This is a genomic window from Methylomicrobium agile, assembly GCF_000733855.1.
GTDB lineage: Bacteria > Pseudomonadota > Gammaproteobacteria > Methylococcales > Methylomonadaceae > Methylomicrobium > Methylomicrobium agile.
The window spans coordinates 1561759-1579069 of sequence record NZ_JPOJ01000001.1; the positions used below are offsets into that span (position 1 = coordinate 1561759).

The following is a 17311-nucleotide window of genomic DNA, read 5'->3' on the forward strand; positions in this document are numbered from 1 at the left end:
AGATTATGGAATCGGCTTACAACATATCCAAGGTCAGCAGCAACCGGCGCGGTTGCGCGTCAGCCGGCATCGGCGAGCGGTGCGCCAAGCCGCGGCCCTCATTGCCCTCCCAATGTTCGCCTTTCATCAAGCCCACCGCAAAGACCGGCATTTGCTTAATCGCGGCCGGATCGGTCATCAGGCCGGATTGGGCGTCGGGTTGACCGCCACTGCCCATGCCCAGCTTGGAACGGTCCAGCGCATTTTCGGGCAGCCATTCGGTGCCGCTGCCGCCGTAGCTGCAAATCATCCTGGCGGCGACCGAATCGACATGAAAACGCGGGCACATCGCCTTGTCCAGCGTGCGCAGCCGCAAACCGGCTTCGCGCCGGCCGAACAATTCGCAGAAAGCGCCGGCCAATAACGCAATATCGGCTGTCCAGGATTGGTAACCGGGAATTCCTGCGGCCTCCGGCCAGATCAGGGAAAAATCGAAACACCGGGGATCGACCGGCCGGCTGGTTTCGAGACGGATGTTAGCGTCGAGCGCAGTATGGGCGAAAACTTCGATGTCTTCCGGCAACGGTCGTCGGATCAAGCACAGATTGACGTCATCCTCATAGATACGCGCCAAATCGGCCATGCAATCGGACACGACAGTCTTGGGCGTCGGCCGGCGTTTGACGGGATGATACGGGCCATTCAGCAAGTGCGGCGATAGGTCGGGTTGCGCAAAGGGCACACGGGCAAACATGGTGGACTCCTTAAGGGCTTAACAGGGTGTGTTCGAATGAAACGATCGCTTGCATAAAACCGATGCCAAGGGCGAATGCAGCGCTCTGGCCACCCAGGTGGCGAAAGCTGGAACGCTCGTGCAGAACAGGGATCAGGTCGGACGCGGCGATATAGATAAAACCGCCGGCGGCAATCGGCAGCAGCACGATCAGCGAGGATTCCGCGGCCTGACTGAGCAGCAACGTGAACAGCGCGCCGGGCAGGACGCTCAGCGAGCAATAAAAGTTGTACAGCACCGCTTGCCGGGGCCGGTAACCGCCGCGCAGCAACGCGCCGACGTCTCCGAGTTCCTGCGGCACTTCGTGCGCGATGATCGCCACAGTCGTCGTCAGGCCGACCAGGGGATCGGCCAGAAAGCTGCCGGCAATCAGGATGCCGTCGACGAAGTTATGGATCGCGTCGCCGATCAAATTCATTTTCGCCAAGGGTAGAATCTCGCTGCTGCTTGGCTGGGTATCGACGTTGTGGTCGTGGCGCCAGCGCACCAGTTTTTCCAGTACGAAAAAGCCGAATACGCCAACCAACACGGTCAGACACACGTTGCTGACCGAGCCGCGGCGCGCGACGGCGTCCGGGATCACATGGATGAAGGCGTCACCGAGCAGAACACCGACCGCCAATGCCACCAGAAACGGCACCATGCGCTTCAAAGTGTCAGGGGGCAGCCACAGTGCGAAGGCGCTGGACAGCGAACATAAGCTCACGGCCAGGCAGGCGGCGATCGTCGGCAAGGCGACATTCATATCCGTTGTGTCTCTTGTGTTTGGAGGGAACGGTAGGCGTGGTGCGAGCTGTAGATGAAATTGGCCAGCCGCTTCGGCAACACATAGGAGACGAGGTGGACCAGCATCAAGCCCAGCACGGCCGCAAATAAGAAGGACAGCGCGCGCTTGTGGGTTTTGTCGTCCAGCAACGGGATGACGATACCCAGGATAATCAGCACTTCGCCGCCAATCAGGTGCAGATAGGTATCGACGTCAACCATTGCCGAACCATTGCGGAAAATCATCCCGATAGCCGCGCCAAACGGCCGGGCCGGCCGCTAGTTCAGCATCGGTCAGCAGGCAAACATCCAGTTCGCGGCGAACTTGATCGGCATCGACGTTCTGGCCGATAAATACCAGCTCCTGCCGGCAATCGCCATAGGGTTCCAGCCACTGCGCGCGAATATCCGCCAAATACGCCTCGGGCCATTCCTCCTTCGGCACCGACGCCCACCAACGTCCGGCCAAACCGTGGTGCATGATGCCGCCGGCCTGCGACCAGTTGCCGGCATGTTCCGGGCGTGAGGCCAGCCAGAAAAACCCTTTGGAGCGCAGCAGTGTACCGTTGTCCCATTCGCCTTCGTGCAGGAGCCGGTAAAAACGTTCCGGATGAAACGGCCGGCGCGCGCTGTAAACGAAACTGCCGATGCCGTACTCCTCGGTCTCCGGCGTATGTTCGCCGCGCAATTCCTTCAGCCAGCCCGGTGCTTGCTCGGCTTTTTCGAAATCGAACAAGCCAGTGCTCAGGACCTTTGCCAAGTCGACTTGGCCCATCACCATCGGGATGATGTCTGTCTCCGGATTCAGGCTGCGTAAGATCGCCTTCAGATTGGCGAGTTCGTCCATGCTGACCAGGTCGATCTTGGAAATTAAAATGACATTGGCGAATTCGATCTGGTCGACCAGCAGGTCGGCGATGTTCCGCTCGTCCTCCTCCCCCCCCAATGCCTCGCCCGCTTCCTTCAGACTCAAGGCTTCCTGATAATTGTGCAGGAAATTGACCGCATCGACCACGGTAACGAGAGTATCCAATCGAGCTACGTCGGACAGGCTGACCCCGTGCTCGTCGCGGAAAGTAAAGGTTTCGGCGATCGGCAGCGGTTCGGCAATGCCGGTGGATTCGATGACCAGATAATCGAAGCGGCCTTCCCTGGCCAGATTGCCGACCTCGGCCAGCAAGTCCTCGCGCAGGGTGCAGCAGATACACCCGTTGCTCATTTCGACCAGTTTTTCCTGGCCGCGATTCAGTTGCACCTCGTTTTTGACCAGCGCGGCGTCGATATTGACTTCGCTCATGTCGTTGACGATCACCGCCACCCGGCGGTTCTCCCGGTTGCCGAGGATGTGGTTCAGCAAAGTAGTCTTGCCCGCGCCCAGGAAACCGGACAGCACCGTCACGGGGAGTTTGTCGGTATGCGTGTGATTCGAGTCGATCATTGTAATGTTATATTATAACAATTGTACATTCAAAAAAAGGCGCGGTTCGAGGCGCGCCCGGTCGAAATGATGCCGATCAATAACTCAAACGGAATCCGATCTCCGCGCCCCGTCCCGCTTCCGGCGCGAAATTGCGCAGGTACGAGGTCGAATTGCGGATGTTCTGATCGAGCAGGTTGCTGCCTTTCGCAAACAGCAGCAGCTTGGCGTCCTTGTAAGCCTTCAGTTGATAGTTGACTCCGACGTTGAGCAGGAAATAGCCGGCGGTGGACGTTTCGAAGTCGCCGGCATGCGGCTGGTCGTCCGCGCGCGTGAAGCGCAAATAACTGGCCAGCTTTTCCCGGTTGTAGTCCAACTGCAGTCCGTAACGCAACGGCGGCATGCGCGGCACGTCGCCGCCGTTCACGAATTCGCCGCGCGTGTAATCGCTGAACAAGGTCAACTCCACTAGACCGTTGCGGTTTTCCATCAGCGGGAAAATCAGTTTCGCTTCGTAGCCTTTGAAGATGGCGTCAGATTGGTTGCTGAGCACCATCGGTTTGCAATCCACGGCACAAGGGTTGCCGTCTTCGTCGACGAATTCGCCTGTGCGGGCTTGATAAATGTAATCGCTGGCCCAGTTGTGGAATAAATCCAGTTCCGCTCGCATCCAGTCATTTCGGAAACGGTAGCCCAAGTCCAGGTTGTAGGATGTCTCCTCTTTCAGGCTTAAACTGCCTCGCTCGTAGCTGCGGGTAGCATCGTGGTATCCGTCGGACAACAATTCCTGCACGTTGGGCGCGCGCGACGAACGCGTAATCGCCAGATTCAGGCTGTTGCGTTTATCGATTTTCCACAGCGCCGAAGCCGAGGCGCTGACCGGCGTATAGCTCAGACTGTCATGACCGTCAGGACGGACGTCGGTTTGCTCGACTCGCACGCCGAACTGGTAAGTCAACGGGCCTGCCTCAAACGTTTCGACACCGAATACACCATAACTGCTGATGTCCGAGCGCGGCACGATACTTTCGCCAGTCAGTTTTTCCGTAGCATGGAAATCACTGGACTGCGCTTGAAATCCAACCGTACCGCGCAAGGGTCCAATGTCGTTATGGTCCAGCTCCAGGCGGCCTTCGTAGGTCTTGTTGGTGAAAAACGCCCCCGGCTCGCCGTTGGCGATTTCGGTATGCTGGTAATCGGTATAACCCAAGCGGCTACGCACGCTTTTAACGAACGGCAACGGGTTGGCCAACTCGCTTTTGAAGTCGTATTTGTTCTGGCGCATTGCGATCCGCACGGTCTCTTCGCCGGTGCCGTCCGGCGCGATGCCGTAGTTGTTATTGATATTGTTGATCGAGGCGCCGGCAAAGCCGTTGTCGCCAATCCACGACAAACCGGCGGAACCGCTAATGGCTTCGGCGCCGGTGTTATTCAAATAGCCTTTCGGATTGTCGACTACATCCAGCGATGGATCGGTAATTGCCACTTTGGCGGTATCGATGCCGCTGCCGCCAATGTCCAGATTGTTGCGGTGGCGGTAGAAGCCGTCCACATGGTAGGCAAGATGATCTTTGCTGCCTTCGACTTTCATCACCGTGCTGGTTTCGTCGCTGGTCGAGTCGAAGCGTTGTTCCAAGGCTGCATTCAGGGCTTTGTCGAAGGCTCGGCCCGGAATCCGATTGTCGATCACGTTGACCACACCGCCGATCGCGCCGCTGCCGTACAATAGCGTGGCCGGCCCGCGCAACACTTCGATCCGTTCGGCCAGCAACGGTTCGACGCTGGTGGCGTGGTCGGGGCTGATCGCGGATGCATCGTTGCTGCCGATGCCGTTATTCAAGACTCGCACCCTGGGACCGGCTTGGCCGCGAATCACCGGCGTGCCGACGCCCGGCCCGAACGACTGGCTGGTGATGCCCAATTCGTTTTTCAGCGTTTCGCCGATGCTGTGGCCGGTCTTCATGCGCAATTCTTCGTCGCTCAAGACGGTAACCGGCATTGCGCTGTCGGAGAGTTTCAACTGCAGCGGCGAGGTAACAATGATCGGATCCAGTTCAACGGCCGGTTGCTGTTCCGCTTGCACGGGCAAAGCAAGACTGCCGGATGCGGCAAGTAAAATTAGTAGCTTATGTTTCGGCATCATATTTAATATGAATGTTATATCATTACATTTTTCAAACGAAAAAATGAGGAGCAGAATTAGCGAACGGAGGCGCATTTGACGCAAAGACCGTGAATTTCAACCGCCTGATATTGGTGCACGAAGCCCGCTTGCCGCAACTCTTGGACGATCGCATCCATCACGCGCTCCGCGGTTCTTTCTTCAACTTCGTGGCATTGCGTGCAGGTCAACAGCAATTGCTCGTGCTTGCGATCGGCATGGCTGCAGCCGATATAAGCATTCAAACTTTCCACTTTATGGATCAAGCCTTGTTCCAGCAAAAAATCCAAGGCGCGGTAAACGGTGGTAGGCTTGGCGCTACTCGAATTCAGCTTTACTTTATCCAGCAAATCATAGGCTTTTACGGCGCGATGACTTTCCCATATCAGCTCCAGTATTTGCTTTCGAATTTCCGTAAAACGGACTCCTCGCTGCTGGCAAAGCAGCGAGGCCGTCCGAATGGCGGATTGACGACAATCATGATGATCATGATTGGGTAAACGTTGCATCGAAGAGAGTGCCGAAGTAGAGAGAGTATTTACAGTTGTCATGATGATCGATAATGCCATGAATTATGTTATAATATAACATCACATACAAAAGCAAGACAAGCTCGTTTTTAATCAACGGATAATCCCATCGCAATAGAAGACTGGCGATGTCTTCTATTGCGATGGGCCAGACGTTCGGATTGTTGGCTAATGGCGAAAAATGGCCGTTTCACATGGGGCAGAATTTCCCTATCGTTTTCGCACGAAACGTCAAAGCCATTAGGGTTTGTTCGAAGCATGAATCGAGCGAATGCCCCTTCTCGCATTTCATTTGAGCGATCGTACGCGTTTTCCCGGCTATTTCTATGAATCCAAGAAACGCTGCCGGGCGCGAACCGGCTGGACCCTCTTCCAGAACCCGCATGTAGCGGCGCTATGGTCGAAAAATTCAGCTTCGCATCATTCAAGGACCCGTTACCCCGACCGGCATGAACATACTTCCGTCAAACCTGGACTAAAATAATAGTCTTGCAGGATTTTTGAAAAATTATCGTTTCCGGTATTCGATTAATCACAACTACGCAGAAGGCAAACCATAATGGCTACAGTATTGGTAACGGGCGCAAGCCGCGGTCTGGGATTGGAATTTTGTAAACAATACGCGGCGGAAGGCTGGGAGGTATTGGCCTGTTGCCGGCAACCGGAAAAGGCCGATAAACTGGCCGGCATCGCGAATGTGCGGCTGCTGTCCCTGGATGTGGCCGATTTTGCCCGGATAGACAGTCTGGCAAAGGAAATCAGGGAGACTCCGATCGATGTACTGATCAACAATGCGGGCATCTACGGCGATATTTCCGGCCACGGCTTCGGGCAACTGGACTATGCGGCCTGGGCCAAAACCTTGCTGATCAATACGCAGGCGCCGGTCAAAATGGCCGAAGCCTTTCTGCCGCATCTGCAGCGCGGCAAGCTGAAAAGGCTCGTGACGGTCAGCAGCCAGATGGCCAGCATCGCCGACAACGGCAGCGGCGGCAGCATTCTGTACCGGACCAGCAAGGCCGCCCTGAATGCCGGGATGAAGAGCCTATCGATCGATTTGAAAGACCTCGGCATCGGGGTACTCATTCTGCATCCGGGCTGGGTCAAGACTGACATGGGCGGGCCCAACGCGCTGATCGACGCGACACTGAGCGTGAGCGGAATGCGTCGGGTCATTGCGGATTCGACGCTTCGGGACAGCGGCAGTTTCTTGAAATACGACGGCTCGATTCTGCCTTGGTAATGCCGGGAATGGTGAGGTACGGCTCATTCCGGTATTCGGCGGAAATATAAGTCTCGTTTGAAGCCAGGAACATTCGCTGTCATGGCCGTGTCATAAAGTTAACTTATACTTGACTTGTATTATTATCAATCGATAAGGTCGCGTCATGATACGAAAATTAACCCCATCCAAGAGCAAAGCGTCTTCGGCCTCCGTATGGCGGGATTTCGATGAAATCAGCGAAAGCTTCGACCTGGCCCTGAGCCCGGAAGTGATCGGCTGGTTCCGCGAGCAAAACGGCAATGTTCAGGCCCGCAAGCGCGCGGTGAACCGTTGCGAACTGGACGAATATGAATTGTCCTTGAGGTAGCCTGTAGTCTGCTTCTCTTTTGGCGTGCTGCCAATTGCCGCAGCCCGGTTGCAGTTTCCTCCTAGCTGATCGGTTCCGGGCTGCGGTTTCTTCAAATCGAATGTCTGCCTAGTGGCAGGCATTCAAGTTCGGTGCGCACTTTTGTACCTTCCGAAATTTGATACAATCGGCGATCATTTCTTCTTCTTTCTCTCGCCATGCCTCACCGCAATCATCAAGTTATCCGGATCATTCAAACCTCCGCCGTTAAGGAACTGTCCCGAGCCCAAAAGCAGTTCAACAACCTGCTCAAGAAAATCGAGGCACAGAAACAGGCGCTGCTCGAATGGCAGGAAACCCTGCCGCTGTACAATCAAAAAATCGCCAGCGAATACCAGACGCTTTGGGACAGCTACAACAGTCACCGCGTCGACATGGTCTATCTGCTGGACCGCGCCTACGGCGAAAAACTTTTCACTAAAAGCGATAAAGCCAAAATCAGGCACATCCTGACCGAATTGGCCGAGCAGCTGATTCTCGAACACGGCAAAGACGAGTTGAAGGAACTGTACAACAAACACGTCGGCGACGATATCGATGCGGCGCAGGAAGAAGCCGATGCGATGGCGGCGGAATTGATGAAATCGATGATGGGCGGCATGTTCGGGATCGAAATCGGGGACGAAGTGGACGTCAGTTCCCCGGAAAAAATGCAGGCCTTCCTGCATGAAAAAATGCGGGAAGCCGAGGCCGAACAGGCCGAAAAGCAGCGGCAGGCCGAGGAAAAACGGGGCAAGCGCAAAAAGACGCAAAAACAGCTCGACAAAGAAGCCAAAAAACAGCAGGAAGAGCAAAACATCAGCCAGTCGATCCGCGAAGTGTACCGCAAGCTGGCCGCCGCTTTGCACCCCGACCGCGAGCCGGACGCCGAGGAACGTGGGCGCAAAACCAAGCTGATGCAGCGCGTCAATGCCGCCTACGAAAAAAAGAATTTATTGCAGCTCTTGGAGCTTCAGCTCGAAGCCGAGCAGATCGACCAGGAACACCTGAACAATATCGCCGAAGACCGGCTGAAATATTTCATCAAGGTATTGAAAGAACAACTGTCCGAGCTGGAACAGGAAGTCTTGGGTTACGAGCAGGAATTCAACGGGCGAATGGGGCGGCCGTTTTATGCCCGGCTCAGCCCGAAGACGATGATGATGGCATTGGAGCAGGATATCGGCTCGCTCCGCCGCGACATCGGCAAACTGAAAGAGGAAATCGGAATTTTTCGGAACTCGGCCGCGCTGAAAGCCTTTTTGAAATCCTACAAAATTCCGAAAAAACGGCCGGCGGATGACTTTGACGATTTTCTCGGCGGTTTCCTGCATCCGGACAGTTTCCGCTAAAAACCGGGTCATGCATCGCCGCGTTTGCCGCCCAGTTGTAGGGTACGCTGTGCGTACCATTGGAGGGTGAAAAGGTACGCACAGCGTACCCTACAGCGGTTTGTGCATAACCCAGGCTGGCAAGGGGAAGATCATTCATCGTCCCGCTTGACGTCCAGAACCGGCTCGCCGGCTGCATCCTCGGAAAGGATGAACAGGATCGGCCGGCAGCAGACCGAGCAGTCTTCATAATAACGCTGGGGTCCTGCCGAAGTGTCGACCCGCACGTCGAGCGGTTCGCCGCAATAGGGGCAATCGATCATGATTTCGTCGGGTTCCTGCATCGTCATACCTTGATCAGGAGATGGTCGAGCCAGGCGGCAGGCAAGAGCCGCTTCAGCGTGCCGAACAGATAGGTCGGAAAAGTCACGTAATAGCGGATTTTCGGCCGTTTCGCTTCGAGCGCATGCACGACTTTTTCGGCGACCGCCTCGGCCGGCAGCGTGAAAGGCACCGCCGCGCCTTCTTTCTGCAGGCGCGCTTCCATCGCCCGGTATTTATCGCGATGAGCGCTGTGTTCGGCATCGATATTTCGTTTATATAGCGCGAACGAATTTTCCCGGAATCGGCTCAGGATCGGGCCCGGTTCGATTAGCGAAATGGCGATGCCGGTGCCGCGAAGCTCCAGGCGCAAGGTATCGGCCAGCCCTTCGAGCGCAAACTTGCTCGCATTGTAAGCGCCGCGGTAGGTCAGCGCGACCAGGCCCAAAACCGAGCTGTTGTAGATGATCCGGCCATAGCCCTGGCGGCGCATCGCCGGAATGATTAAGTTGGTCAGTTCGTGCGTGCCGAACAGGTTGGTTTCGAACTGGAAACGCAGCACTTCCCGGCTCAAGTCCTCCACCGCGCCGGGCTGGCCGAAAGCGCCGTTATTGAACAGCGCGTCCAAGCTGCCGCCGGTCGATTCGAGCGTTTGTTCGACCGCCAGCCTGATGCTGCCGCTGTCGGCCAGATCGAGCCGCAGCGCGGTAAAGCCCTCCGCCTGCAGGCGGGCAACATCGTCAGCTTTGCGCGCGGTCGCAATAACCGTATGGCCGCGATCTTTCAATACTTTTGCAGTCGTGTAGCCGATACCGGTCGAACAGCCGGTAATCAGGATCGTTTTCGCTGAATTCATCGGATTAAAGAGACTTGATTTCCTGTTCGGTTAAATAAAATTTTTTGCCGGTGCTGCAATCGACCAGAAACACCAGCGCATCTTGCGTGCTTTTGCCGTTCAATTCGACCGACTCGACCCGGCCGCACTGATTGGACGCGAGGGCTTTTTCGGCCGCGGCACGCCGTAAACGCTCGATCTCGGGCAGGCGCTCGGCAAAGTTTTTGACCGGAGACGGCAGTTGTTCAGGATCGTAGGGTGGGATCGCAAAGGCCGAGTATTTTAACGGGTTATTCTTGATCAGGAACTGATTTTTTGCGCTTTCGTTCTTCGCTTCCTGTTTCAGCCTGGCCTGCTTTTTTCTTCCTCCTGCTGCGCGTCCAGTTTTGCCTGTTCCTGTTCGTCTTGCATTTGCCGTTCCTTCTGTTCCCGATCCAGATCCCGCTTTATACCGGTTTTGAGGTCGATTTCTACATTGCTCTGTCCCGTAGCACAGGGATTGGCCTTGTAAACGATTCTACCGGCTTCGTCGGTGCATTTGTAAACGCCCGCGCCGGCCGCGAGCGAAAACAGGATGCCGAATAAAATAACGATGAGTTTCATGGTGTTCCGCCTGTCCGACAATAAAATAGACATTGAGTATAGGCCAAATCGGCATCAAGCCCTATGCGCAGAATCTTTCTTTTCGGCCGCTCGCGACAGCGGGACGAATAGCAGCGCGGTCGCCAGCATCAGCCCGGTGAAGAACCAGAAATAGCCGGCTCCGGACAACTTCATCCCACCCTCTGCATGACCGATCAGAAAATTGACCGCGCCGGTGAACAAATTGCCCAACGATACCGATAAAAAATAAGCCGCCATCACGACCGATTTGGCCGATTTCGGCGCTTGGGTATAGGAATATTCGAGGCAGGTGATCGACACCATCACTTCGGCCGCGGTCATCAGCAAGTAGGCCGGCAATTGCCACAGGATGTGCACCTGGATGCCCTGATCCAGCCGCATCTGAATCGCGGCAGGAATCGCGAACGCGAATACGGCCAGAAATAGACCGAACAAAATCTTTTTTAAAGCCGTCAACCCGATCCGCCGGCTCAGAAAAGGGTAAACGCCGTACGAGAAACACGGGGTCAGCAGCATGATAAACAACGGATTCAACGCCTGGATCTGCGAGGACAACAGTTCGACATTCCCGACCCAGCGGTCCATTTTTTCGGCCTGCAGTACCCAGGACGAGCCGATCTGCTCGAACAAGGCCCAGAATACCGCCACCAGCGCATAAATCGCGGCCAATCGGCCGAGCACCCGCCAGACGGCCGGATCTTTCAAATCATTGATCAGTTGCGTTCTTGCCGCCGGAATCTTCACGAAACGGCGCCTTCCCAGCCAGAAAACCCAAGTCGCCAATCCCATCAACACGCCCGGCGCGGCAAACGCGGCCGAGGCACCGGCATGGGCAAGCAGCCAGGGCACGATCAGCATCGCCAAAAAAGCGCCCAGATTGATCGCAAAATAAAACCAGCCGAAAACCTTGCCGAGCAAATGAAAATTGCCGGGACCGAACTGATCGCCGACATGTGCGGACACGCAGGGCTTGATCCCGCCCGCACCGATCGCGATCAGCCCCAGGCCGAGCGCCAGGCCCAGGCGGGTATCGTTCGCAGCCAGGCTCAAATGGCCGAGGCAGTACACCAGCGACAGGCCGATGATTGTCCGGTATTTGCCCCAGAAATAATCGGCCAGCAGGGCGCCGAACGCCGGCATCAAATACACCGCCGCGACGAACAAATGGAAATAACCCTGCGCTTCCCGTTCCGTCATCGGGTCGGACTGACCTGACGCGCTCATCAAATACTGGGTCATGAAAATCACCAGAATCGCGCGCATGCCGTAATAGCTGAAGCGTTCGGCCACTTCGTTCCCGATGATGTAGGGAATGCCAGACGGCATTTCGGTAGTTATATCTTGTTGATTTTTATAAATATCCATAATTTAATAAAAACGTTGCGGCGCGCCGTAATCATAACTAAGGTAAAAAGATTTAAAATCTGTTTATTGCTATTAAGTTGGAAAAGTCTGTGAATAAGACAAAATAGGCCTTTATTATCAGGGGTTTGTTTAATAGCACAAACTGTCGCTAAAACCGTCGCGAATTTGTTGACGGCTTGTGGATAAGTTTCATTATGCGGTTTTGCGCAACGCTATCCACAGAAAATACAGGCTTTCCACACAGAGTTACTCTCTAGAATTGGCGGCCCGAAAGCGGATAAAATATTGAACCATTACCGAAAAACGAGTTCTTACGGCAACATTTTGCTCAACGTTGTTGTCATCCAGGAATCAACGAGACGGAAACATGGCGGAAATCCTTACTACTCAGAACATCACGCAACAGGCGTTGATCAAACTCAAAAACATCATCAACAGGGAAATCATCGGTCAGGAAGTGCTGGTCGAACGGATGCTGATCGGTTTGCTGGCCGACGGCCATATTCTGGTCGAAGGCGCGCCGGGCCTTGCTAAAACGCGTGCGATCAACATACTGAGCAAGGGAGTTCAAGGCGATTTTCACCGGGTGCAGTTCACGCCGGATCTGTTGCCGGCCGATCTGACCGGGACCGAAATTTACCGTCCGCAGCAGGGCACGTTCGAATTTCAAAAAGGCCCCCTGTTCCACGATCTGATTCTGGCCGACGAGATCAACCGTTCGCCAGCCAAGGTGCAGGCAGCCCTGCTCGAAGCGATGGCCGAACGGCAGATCACGGTCGGCCAAGCCACTTATCCGCTGCCGGATTTGTTCATGGTGATGGCGACGCAGAATCCGATCGAACAGGAAGGCACCTATCCGCTTCCCGAAGCGCAGCTCGACCGGTTTTTGCTGCATGTAAAGGTCGGTTATCCGAATCCGAAGCATGAAAAAGACATTCTGCATTTGGCCAGAAAGGAAGCGCGCTCCGAATTTACCGCCAAGGCCGAACGCTTCGAAACCGTTTCGCAGCAAACCTTGTTCGCCGCACGGAATGAGGTGTTGGACGTGTACATGGCCGAAGCGCTCGAGGACTATTTGCTGCAGATCATTCTGGCGACCCGGAATCCCGAAGCGTACGGCCGCGATCTGGCCGGCTGGTTGCAATACGGCGCCAGCCCGAGAGCCAGCATCGCCCTCGACCGCTGCGCCCGCGCCAAAGCCTGGCTGCAGGAGCGTGATTTCGTCGGTCCCGAAGACATCCAGGACATTGCGTTCGACGTGCTGCGCCATCGGCTGATTCTGTCTTACGAAGCCGAGGCGGAAGGCATTACCGCCGATCATGTGATCCGGGAATTGATTGCCCGGATTGCCGTACCGTAAATGCTGTCCGTCAAGCGAAAGTCCGCGCAGCATCGCGAGGTTGAGCCCGATGAACGGGTTACGGTCAGCCTGAAGACTCTGGTCGATCTGGCCCGTTTCGCGGCGGGCTTTCCCGCTTCCGGAAGCCGGATCCGCGCGTTTCAAGGCGGCAGCTATCTGTCCCGATTCAAGGGGCGCGGAATGGAATTCGACGAAACGCGGCTGTATCAGCCCGGCGACGACCTGCGCACGATCGACTGGAAAGTCACCGCGCGCACCGGCAAGCCCCATACGAAGATATTCCGCGAAGAGCGCGAGCGGCCGGTGTTCGTTTCGATCGATAACCGCCCTGCAATGTATTTCGCGACCCGCGGCGCGTTCAAATCGGTACAAGCCGCGAAACTGGCCGCGCTGCTGGCATGGACCGCCGAGCAGCACGGCGACCGGATCGGCGGCCAGATCTTTTCGGACCGCGATTGCCGGGAGCTGAAGCCGCAGAACGGCAAGCGGGCGGTGCTGCATTTTTTGCATGCGTTGACCGATCGCTCCGTTCGGGGGCAACCGGGCGAATACCCTTTCGAGCAGGCGCTGGCTCGATTGGTCAAGCATGCCCACCCCGGCAGCCGGGTGTATCTGATCAGCGATTTTCGCGGCCTCAACGAAGCGGCGGAGACGTATCTGGCGCGGATCGCCGAACATTGCGACGTGGTCCTGTTCTTCGTGTTCGATGCGCTCGAACAAAGTCTTCCCGCCACAGGCCGTTACCGTTTCACCGACGGCGAGCGCGACGTGGTGATGGACAGCGCCGATGCGCAGCGTCTGGCCGAGTACCGGCAACGTTTCGCGGAGCGTCTGCTGCGTTTGCAGATGCTTGCCCGCCGGGAAAAGTTTCAACTGGTCCTGTGCGGCACCGCGGACGACCCGGCGCAGCTTTTGAAGCATCTGATGCGAGGACCGTAAATGCCGGTTGCCGATCTGCCGTTGCGCGACATTCATCTTCCGGAAGCGATCGGCTGGTGGCCGCCGGCGCCCGGCTGGTGGCTGATTCTGGTCATGATTCCGCTGCTGCTGGGCATGTGGTATTGGCTGTATAAACGGCTGACCCGGAAAACCGTGGTCAAAACCGCCCGCCAATTGCTCAAGACGCTGAAAAACGATCCGTCGCTGGACGATCGGGCGAAAATTGCACAGTTGTCCGCGCTGTTGCGCCGGGTTGCGGTCAGCATCGATGCGCGCGCCGAAGTCGCCGGCCTGACCGGGCAGGACTGGCTGCACTATTTGGACCGTTCGCTCAAGGGCGCGCCGTTCAGCGAAGGCCCCGGCCGCGTGTTCCTCGATATGCCTTATCGAAAGGCCGCGCCGTTTGAACCGGCGGTTCGGGATGTGTTCCAACTCTGTGAAGACTGGCTCAAAGCGCAACGTAAACGCAAAAAATGATTCATCTCGTCTGGCCCTGGCTTATTCTCGTACTGCCGCTGCCCTGGCTGATCCGCTGGCTATTGCCGCCGCTGTTGCCGGCCGAACAGGCGGCGATGAAAGTGCCGTTTCTGGAAGATTTTGCCGATGGCGGAACGCGGGCCGTTTCGCGGCCCCGGCAATGGCCGCTGCGTCTGGCGGCTCTGGCCTGGCTGTTGCTGGTGGCCGCAGGCATGCGCCCGCAGTGGCTCGGCGAGCCGATCGAACAGACGGTCAGCGGGCGCGACCTGATGTTGGCGATCGATTTATCGGGTAGCATGGAAGAACAGGATTTCGTGATCAACAAGCAGCAGGTAGACCGGCTGACCGCGGCCAAATGGGTGGCGGGCGATTTTATCGAACGGCGGGTCGGCGACCGGATGGGCCTGATCCTGTTCGGCACGCAGGCTTACCTGCAGACGCCGCTGACCTTCGACCGCAAGACGGTCAAGACCTTGCTGCAGGAGTCCTTCATCAATATGGCGGGCGAAAATACCGCGATCGGCGATGCGATCGGCCTCGCGATCAAGCGCCTGAAAAATCAGCCCGCCAACAGCCGGGTTCTGATTCTGATGACCGACGGGGCGAATACCGCGGGCGAAGTTTCGCCGCTGAAAGCGGCGGAGCTGGCGGCCGAGCATCACTTGAAAATTTATACGATCGGGATCGGCGCGGATGAAATGATCGTGCGCAGCCTGTTCGGCGCCCGCAAGGTCAACCCGTCGCGTGATCTGGACGAGAAAACCCTGCTCGACATTGCGCAGAAGACCGGCGGCCGTTATTTTAGGGCCCGCAACACCCGTGAGCTGGACAACATCTATCTGCTGCTGGATCAACTGGAGCCGATCAACAAGGACAGCCAGTTTTTCCGGCCCCGGCGCGAACTGTTTTACTGGCCTTTGGGTCTCGCGCTGGCGCTGGCCGGGGCGATCGGTCTGTCGCGCTTGAGAGAATCATGAATTTGAGCGAATTTCATTTTATCCGGCCTTACTGGCTGCTGGCATTGGTTCCGGCGGCGTTGATCGTGTTCCTGCTGTTCAGGAACAAGCTCGGCCGGGGCAACTGGGAGGCGGTCTGCGATGCGGCGCTGTTGCCCTATCTCTTGCAGGAAAAAGCCGTAACCGCGAGCCGGAAGTCATTGGTGACGAGTGCGGTGATGGCGCTGCTGGCGATTGTTGCGCTGGCGGGCCCGACGGTTCAGCGCCTGCCGTCGCCGGTATTCAGAAACGATTCGGCCCTGGTGATCGCGCTGGATCTGTCGCGTTCGATGGATGCGGAAGACGTCAAGCCGAGCCGCCTGATCCGGGCCCGCTACAAGATCGCGGACCTGCTGCAGCGGCGCAAGGACGGCCAGACCGCGCTGCTGGTGTTCGCGGGCGATGCGTTCACGGTCACGCCGCTGACCGACGATACCGAAACGATTGCGAGTCAGCTGGAGGCCCTGACCACCGATATCATGCCGGCGCAGGGCAGTCAGGGGGAGGCGGCGCTGAATCTGGCCGTGCGGCTGCTGCAGCAGGCTGGCCTGCCCAAAGGCGAGATTCTGTTGATCACCGACGGAGTCGAGCCCGATGCCGCGCTGGCGGCGGCGAAAAAACTGGGCAGTTATCGTTTATCGGTGCTCGGCGTAGGTACGCCCGAAGGCGCGCCGATTGCGCTGCCGAAAGGCGGTTTTTTAAAGGACGAACAAGGCGCGATCGTGGTGCCGAAGCTGCATCCGGATGCCCTGGCCGCCCTGGCCGGCGCGGGTGGCGGCGTTTACCGGACCCTGGCGGCGGACGACAGCGATATCGAAAGCGTGTTGGCCGGAGTCGATATGCCCGTTGCCGATGAGGCCAAGGGCCAAACCGATAACCGGCTACTGATCGATCTGTGGGACGATCTCGGCCCTTGGATCGTGCTCGCCTTGCTGCCGCTGGCCGCGTTTTCGTTCCGGAGAGGTTTGTTGTGCCTGGCGTTCGCCGTATTGCTGCCGTTGCCGGAAAACAGTTACGCGCTGGACTGGCAGGATTTGTGGCAAACCAGAAACCAGCAGGCCGCGGCAGCGTTTGCGGCGCGGCAATACGACCGCGCGGCCGACTTGTTCGAGAAGCCGGACTGGAAGGCGGCCGCGCAATACCGTGCAGCCAAACCCGTGGACGGCGAGTTGCCGATCCCGGACACCGCAACCGGTTTTTACAATCAGGGCAATGTGCTCGCGAAATCGGGACGCTTCGAGGAAGCGATCGCCGCCTACGACAAATCGCTGACGATCGATCCGGACAATAAAGACGCCGAATATAATAAAAAACTGGTCGAAGAAGCGATGAAGCAGCAGAAACAACAATCCCAACAGAATCGGCAGCAGAGCGACTCCAAGCAGCAGGATTCGGAAAAAGGCCAACGGCAGGATCGGCAGGAATCGGCGCAAAACCAGTCCGATGCCGGGCAGCCGTCCGAGCGAAAAGACCGAAATTCCGAACCACAAAACGGCGAGAGCCAACCCGGCAAATCCGAAGCCGGCCAGGAAAAAGATGCGGAGAAAGCCGGCGAGGAAGAAGAGCAGGCCGAAACCCGACCTTCTCAGGAAGCCTCCGCGGCGGCCAAAGATGGAGAGAAACGGGATTCGGCCGAGCGGAATGAACCATCGACGCAGGCCCAAGCCATGCAGCCTGCCGACGAGACCGCCCAGGCCAATCAGCAATGGCTGAACCGGGTTCCCGACGATCCGGGCGGCCTGTTGAAACGCAAATTCAAGTACCAGTACGGCCTGCGCCAGCAGCGCGCCGGCAGGCAGTAGCGATAAA

At 57.0% G+C, this 17311-nt stretch carries 18 protein-coding genes; 8 read left to right on the forward strand and 10 right to left on the reverse strand.

The features are described 5' to 3' along the window. Nucleotides 1-16: 16 nt before the first annotated feature. The 6 genes from CC94_RS0107520 to CC94_RS0107545 form a co-directional block, all read right to left on the reverse strand. On the reverse strand, nucleotides 17-733 hold the full coding sequence (locus tag CC94_RS0107520; RefSeq protein WP_005368551.1) for a DUF1826 domain-containing protein: 717 nt from the start codon (nucleotides 731-733) through the stop codon (nucleotides 17-19). Between the two features lie 10 nt (nucleotides 734-743). Next, nucleotides 744-1517, reverse strand: a complete 774-nt coding sequence (locus tag CC94_RS0107525; protein ID WP_005368553.1) for a ZIP family metal transporter — start codon at nucleotides 1515-1517, stop codon at nucleotides 744-746. Continuing rightward, nucleotides 1514-1759, reverse strand: coding sequence for a hypothetical protein (locus CC94_RS0107530; RefSeq protein ID WP_005368555.1), 246 nt, complete (start codon nucleotides 1757-1759; stop codon nucleotides 1514-1516). The genes CC94_RS0107525 and CC94_RS0107530 overlap by 4 nt, the downstream gene beginning before the upstream one ends. Then, entirely contained in the window at nucleotides 1752-2975 is a 1224-nt protein-coding gene (gene zigA, locus CC94_RS0107535; RefSeq protein ID WP_005368557.1) for a zinc metallochaperone GTPase ZigA, read from the reverse strand. Before zigA ends, CC94_RS0107530 begins: the two co-directional genes overlap by 8 nt. A 76-nt stretch (nucleotides 2976-3051) precedes the next feature. After that, nucleotides 3052-5097, reverse strand: a complete 2046-nt coding sequence (locus tag CC94_RS0107540; protein WP_005368559.1) for a TonB-dependent receptor — start codon at nucleotides 5095-5097, stop codon at nucleotides 3052-3054. 56 nt (nucleotides 5098-5153) lie between these two features. Further along, nucleotides 5154-5624 carry a transcriptional repressor gene (locus CC94_RS0107545; RefSeq protein WP_005368560.1) on the reverse strand — a complete coding sequence of 157 codons (471 nt, stop codon included), beginning with the start codon at nucleotides 5622-5624 and terminating at the stop codon, nucleotides 5154-5156. A 580-nt stretch (nucleotides 5625-6204) separates the two neighbouring features. On the opposite strand from CC94_RS0107545, the gene CC94_RS0107550 reads away from it, so the two are divergent. The 3 genes from CC94_RS0107550 (at nucleotide 6205) to CC94_RS0107560 (ending at nucleotide 8607) form a co-directional block, all read left to right on the forward strand. Then, nucleotides 6205-6888, forward strand: coding sequence for an SDR family oxidoreductase (locus CC94_RS0107550; protein WP_031430383.1), 684 nt, complete (start codon nucleotides 6205-6207; stop codon nucleotides 6886-6888). 145 nt (nucleotides 6889-7033) lie between these two features. Continuing rightward, nucleotides 7034-7237 carry a hypothetical protein gene (locus tag CC94_RS0107555; protein ID WP_005368564.1) on the forward strand — a complete coding sequence of 68 codons (204 nt, stop codon included), beginning with the start codon at nucleotides 7034-7036 and terminating at the stop codon, nucleotides 7235-7237. Nucleotides 7238-7434: 197 nt separating this feature from the next. Beyond that, nucleotides 7435-8607: a coiled-coil domain-containing protein gene (locus CC94_RS0107560; RefSeq protein ID WP_005368566.1), complete on the forward strand. Its 1173-nt coding sequence runs from the start codon at nucleotides 7435-7437 to the stop codon at nucleotides 8605-8607. 131 nt (nucleotides 8608-8738) lie between these two features. Here CC94_RS0107560 and CC94_RS0107565 read toward each other — a convergent pair whose 3' ends face one another. The 4 genes from CC94_RS0107565 to CC94_RS0107580 form a co-directional block, all read right to left on the reverse strand. Further along, nucleotides 8739-8930 (reverse strand): CPXCG motif-containing cysteine-rich protein, encoded by a 192-nt coding sequence (locus CC94_RS0107565; protein WP_031430385.1) that lies wholly within the window; start codon nucleotides 8928-8930, stop codon nucleotides 8739-8741. 2 nt (nucleotides 8931-8932) lie between these two features. Beyond that, nucleotides 8933-9763, reverse strand: coding sequence for an SDR family oxidoreductase (locus CC94_RS0107570; protein ID WP_005368570.1), 831 nt, complete (start codon nucleotides 9761-9763; stop codon nucleotides 8933-8935). Nucleotides 9764-10084: 321 nt separating this feature from the next. After that, nucleotides 10085-10345 (reverse strand): DUF4124 domain-containing protein, encoded by a 261-nt coding sequence (locus CC94_RS24600; RefSeq protein WP_245619716.1) that lies wholly within the window; start codon nucleotides 10343-10345, stop codon nucleotides 10085-10087. A gap of 54 nt (nucleotides 10346-10399) precedes the next feature. Next, complete coding sequence (locus CC94_RS0107580; protein ID WP_031430387.1) at nucleotides 10400-11731, reverse strand: POT family MFS transporter; 1332 nt, start codon at nucleotides 11729-11731, stop codon at nucleotides 10400-10402. Nucleotides 11732-12098: 367 nt separating this feature from the next. On the opposite strand from CC94_RS0107580, the gene CC94_RS0107585 reads away from it, so the two are divergent. The 5 genes from CC94_RS0107585 to CC94_RS0107605 are packed head-to-tail and all read left to right on the forward strand — an operon-like array spanning nucleotide 12099 to nucleotide 17304. Beyond that, on the forward strand, nucleotides 12099-13091 hold the full coding sequence (locus tag CC94_RS0107585; protein ID WP_005368576.1) for an AAA family ATPase: 993 nt from the start codon (nucleotides 12099-12101) through the stop codon (nucleotides 13089-13091). After that, complete coding sequence (locus CC94_RS0107590) at nucleotides 13092-14030, forward strand: DUF58 domain-containing protein (RefSeq protein ID WP_005368578.1); 939 nt, start codon at nucleotides 13092-13094, stop codon at nucleotides 14028-14030. Then, entirely contained in the window at nucleotides 14031-14507 is a 477-nt protein-coding gene (locus CC94_RS0107595) for a DUF4381 domain-containing protein (protein WP_005368580.1), read from the forward strand. After that, entirely contained in the window at nucleotides 14504-15484 is a 981-nt protein-coding gene (locus CC94_RS0107600) for a vWA domain-containing protein (protein ID WP_005368583.1), read from the forward strand. The genes CC94_RS0107595 and CC94_RS0107600 overlap by 4 nt, the downstream gene beginning before the upstream one ends. Then, the gene (locus tag CC94_RS0107605; protein WP_005368584.1) at nucleotides 15481-17304 is read left to right on the forward strand and encodes a VWA domain-containing protein; all 1824 of its coding nucleotides are present in this window, start codon (nucleotides 15481-15483) and stop codon (nucleotides 17302-17304) included. The genes CC94_RS0107600 and CC94_RS0107605 overlap by 4 nt, the downstream gene beginning before the upstream one ends. Nucleotides 17305-17311 lie beyond the last annotated feature (7 nt).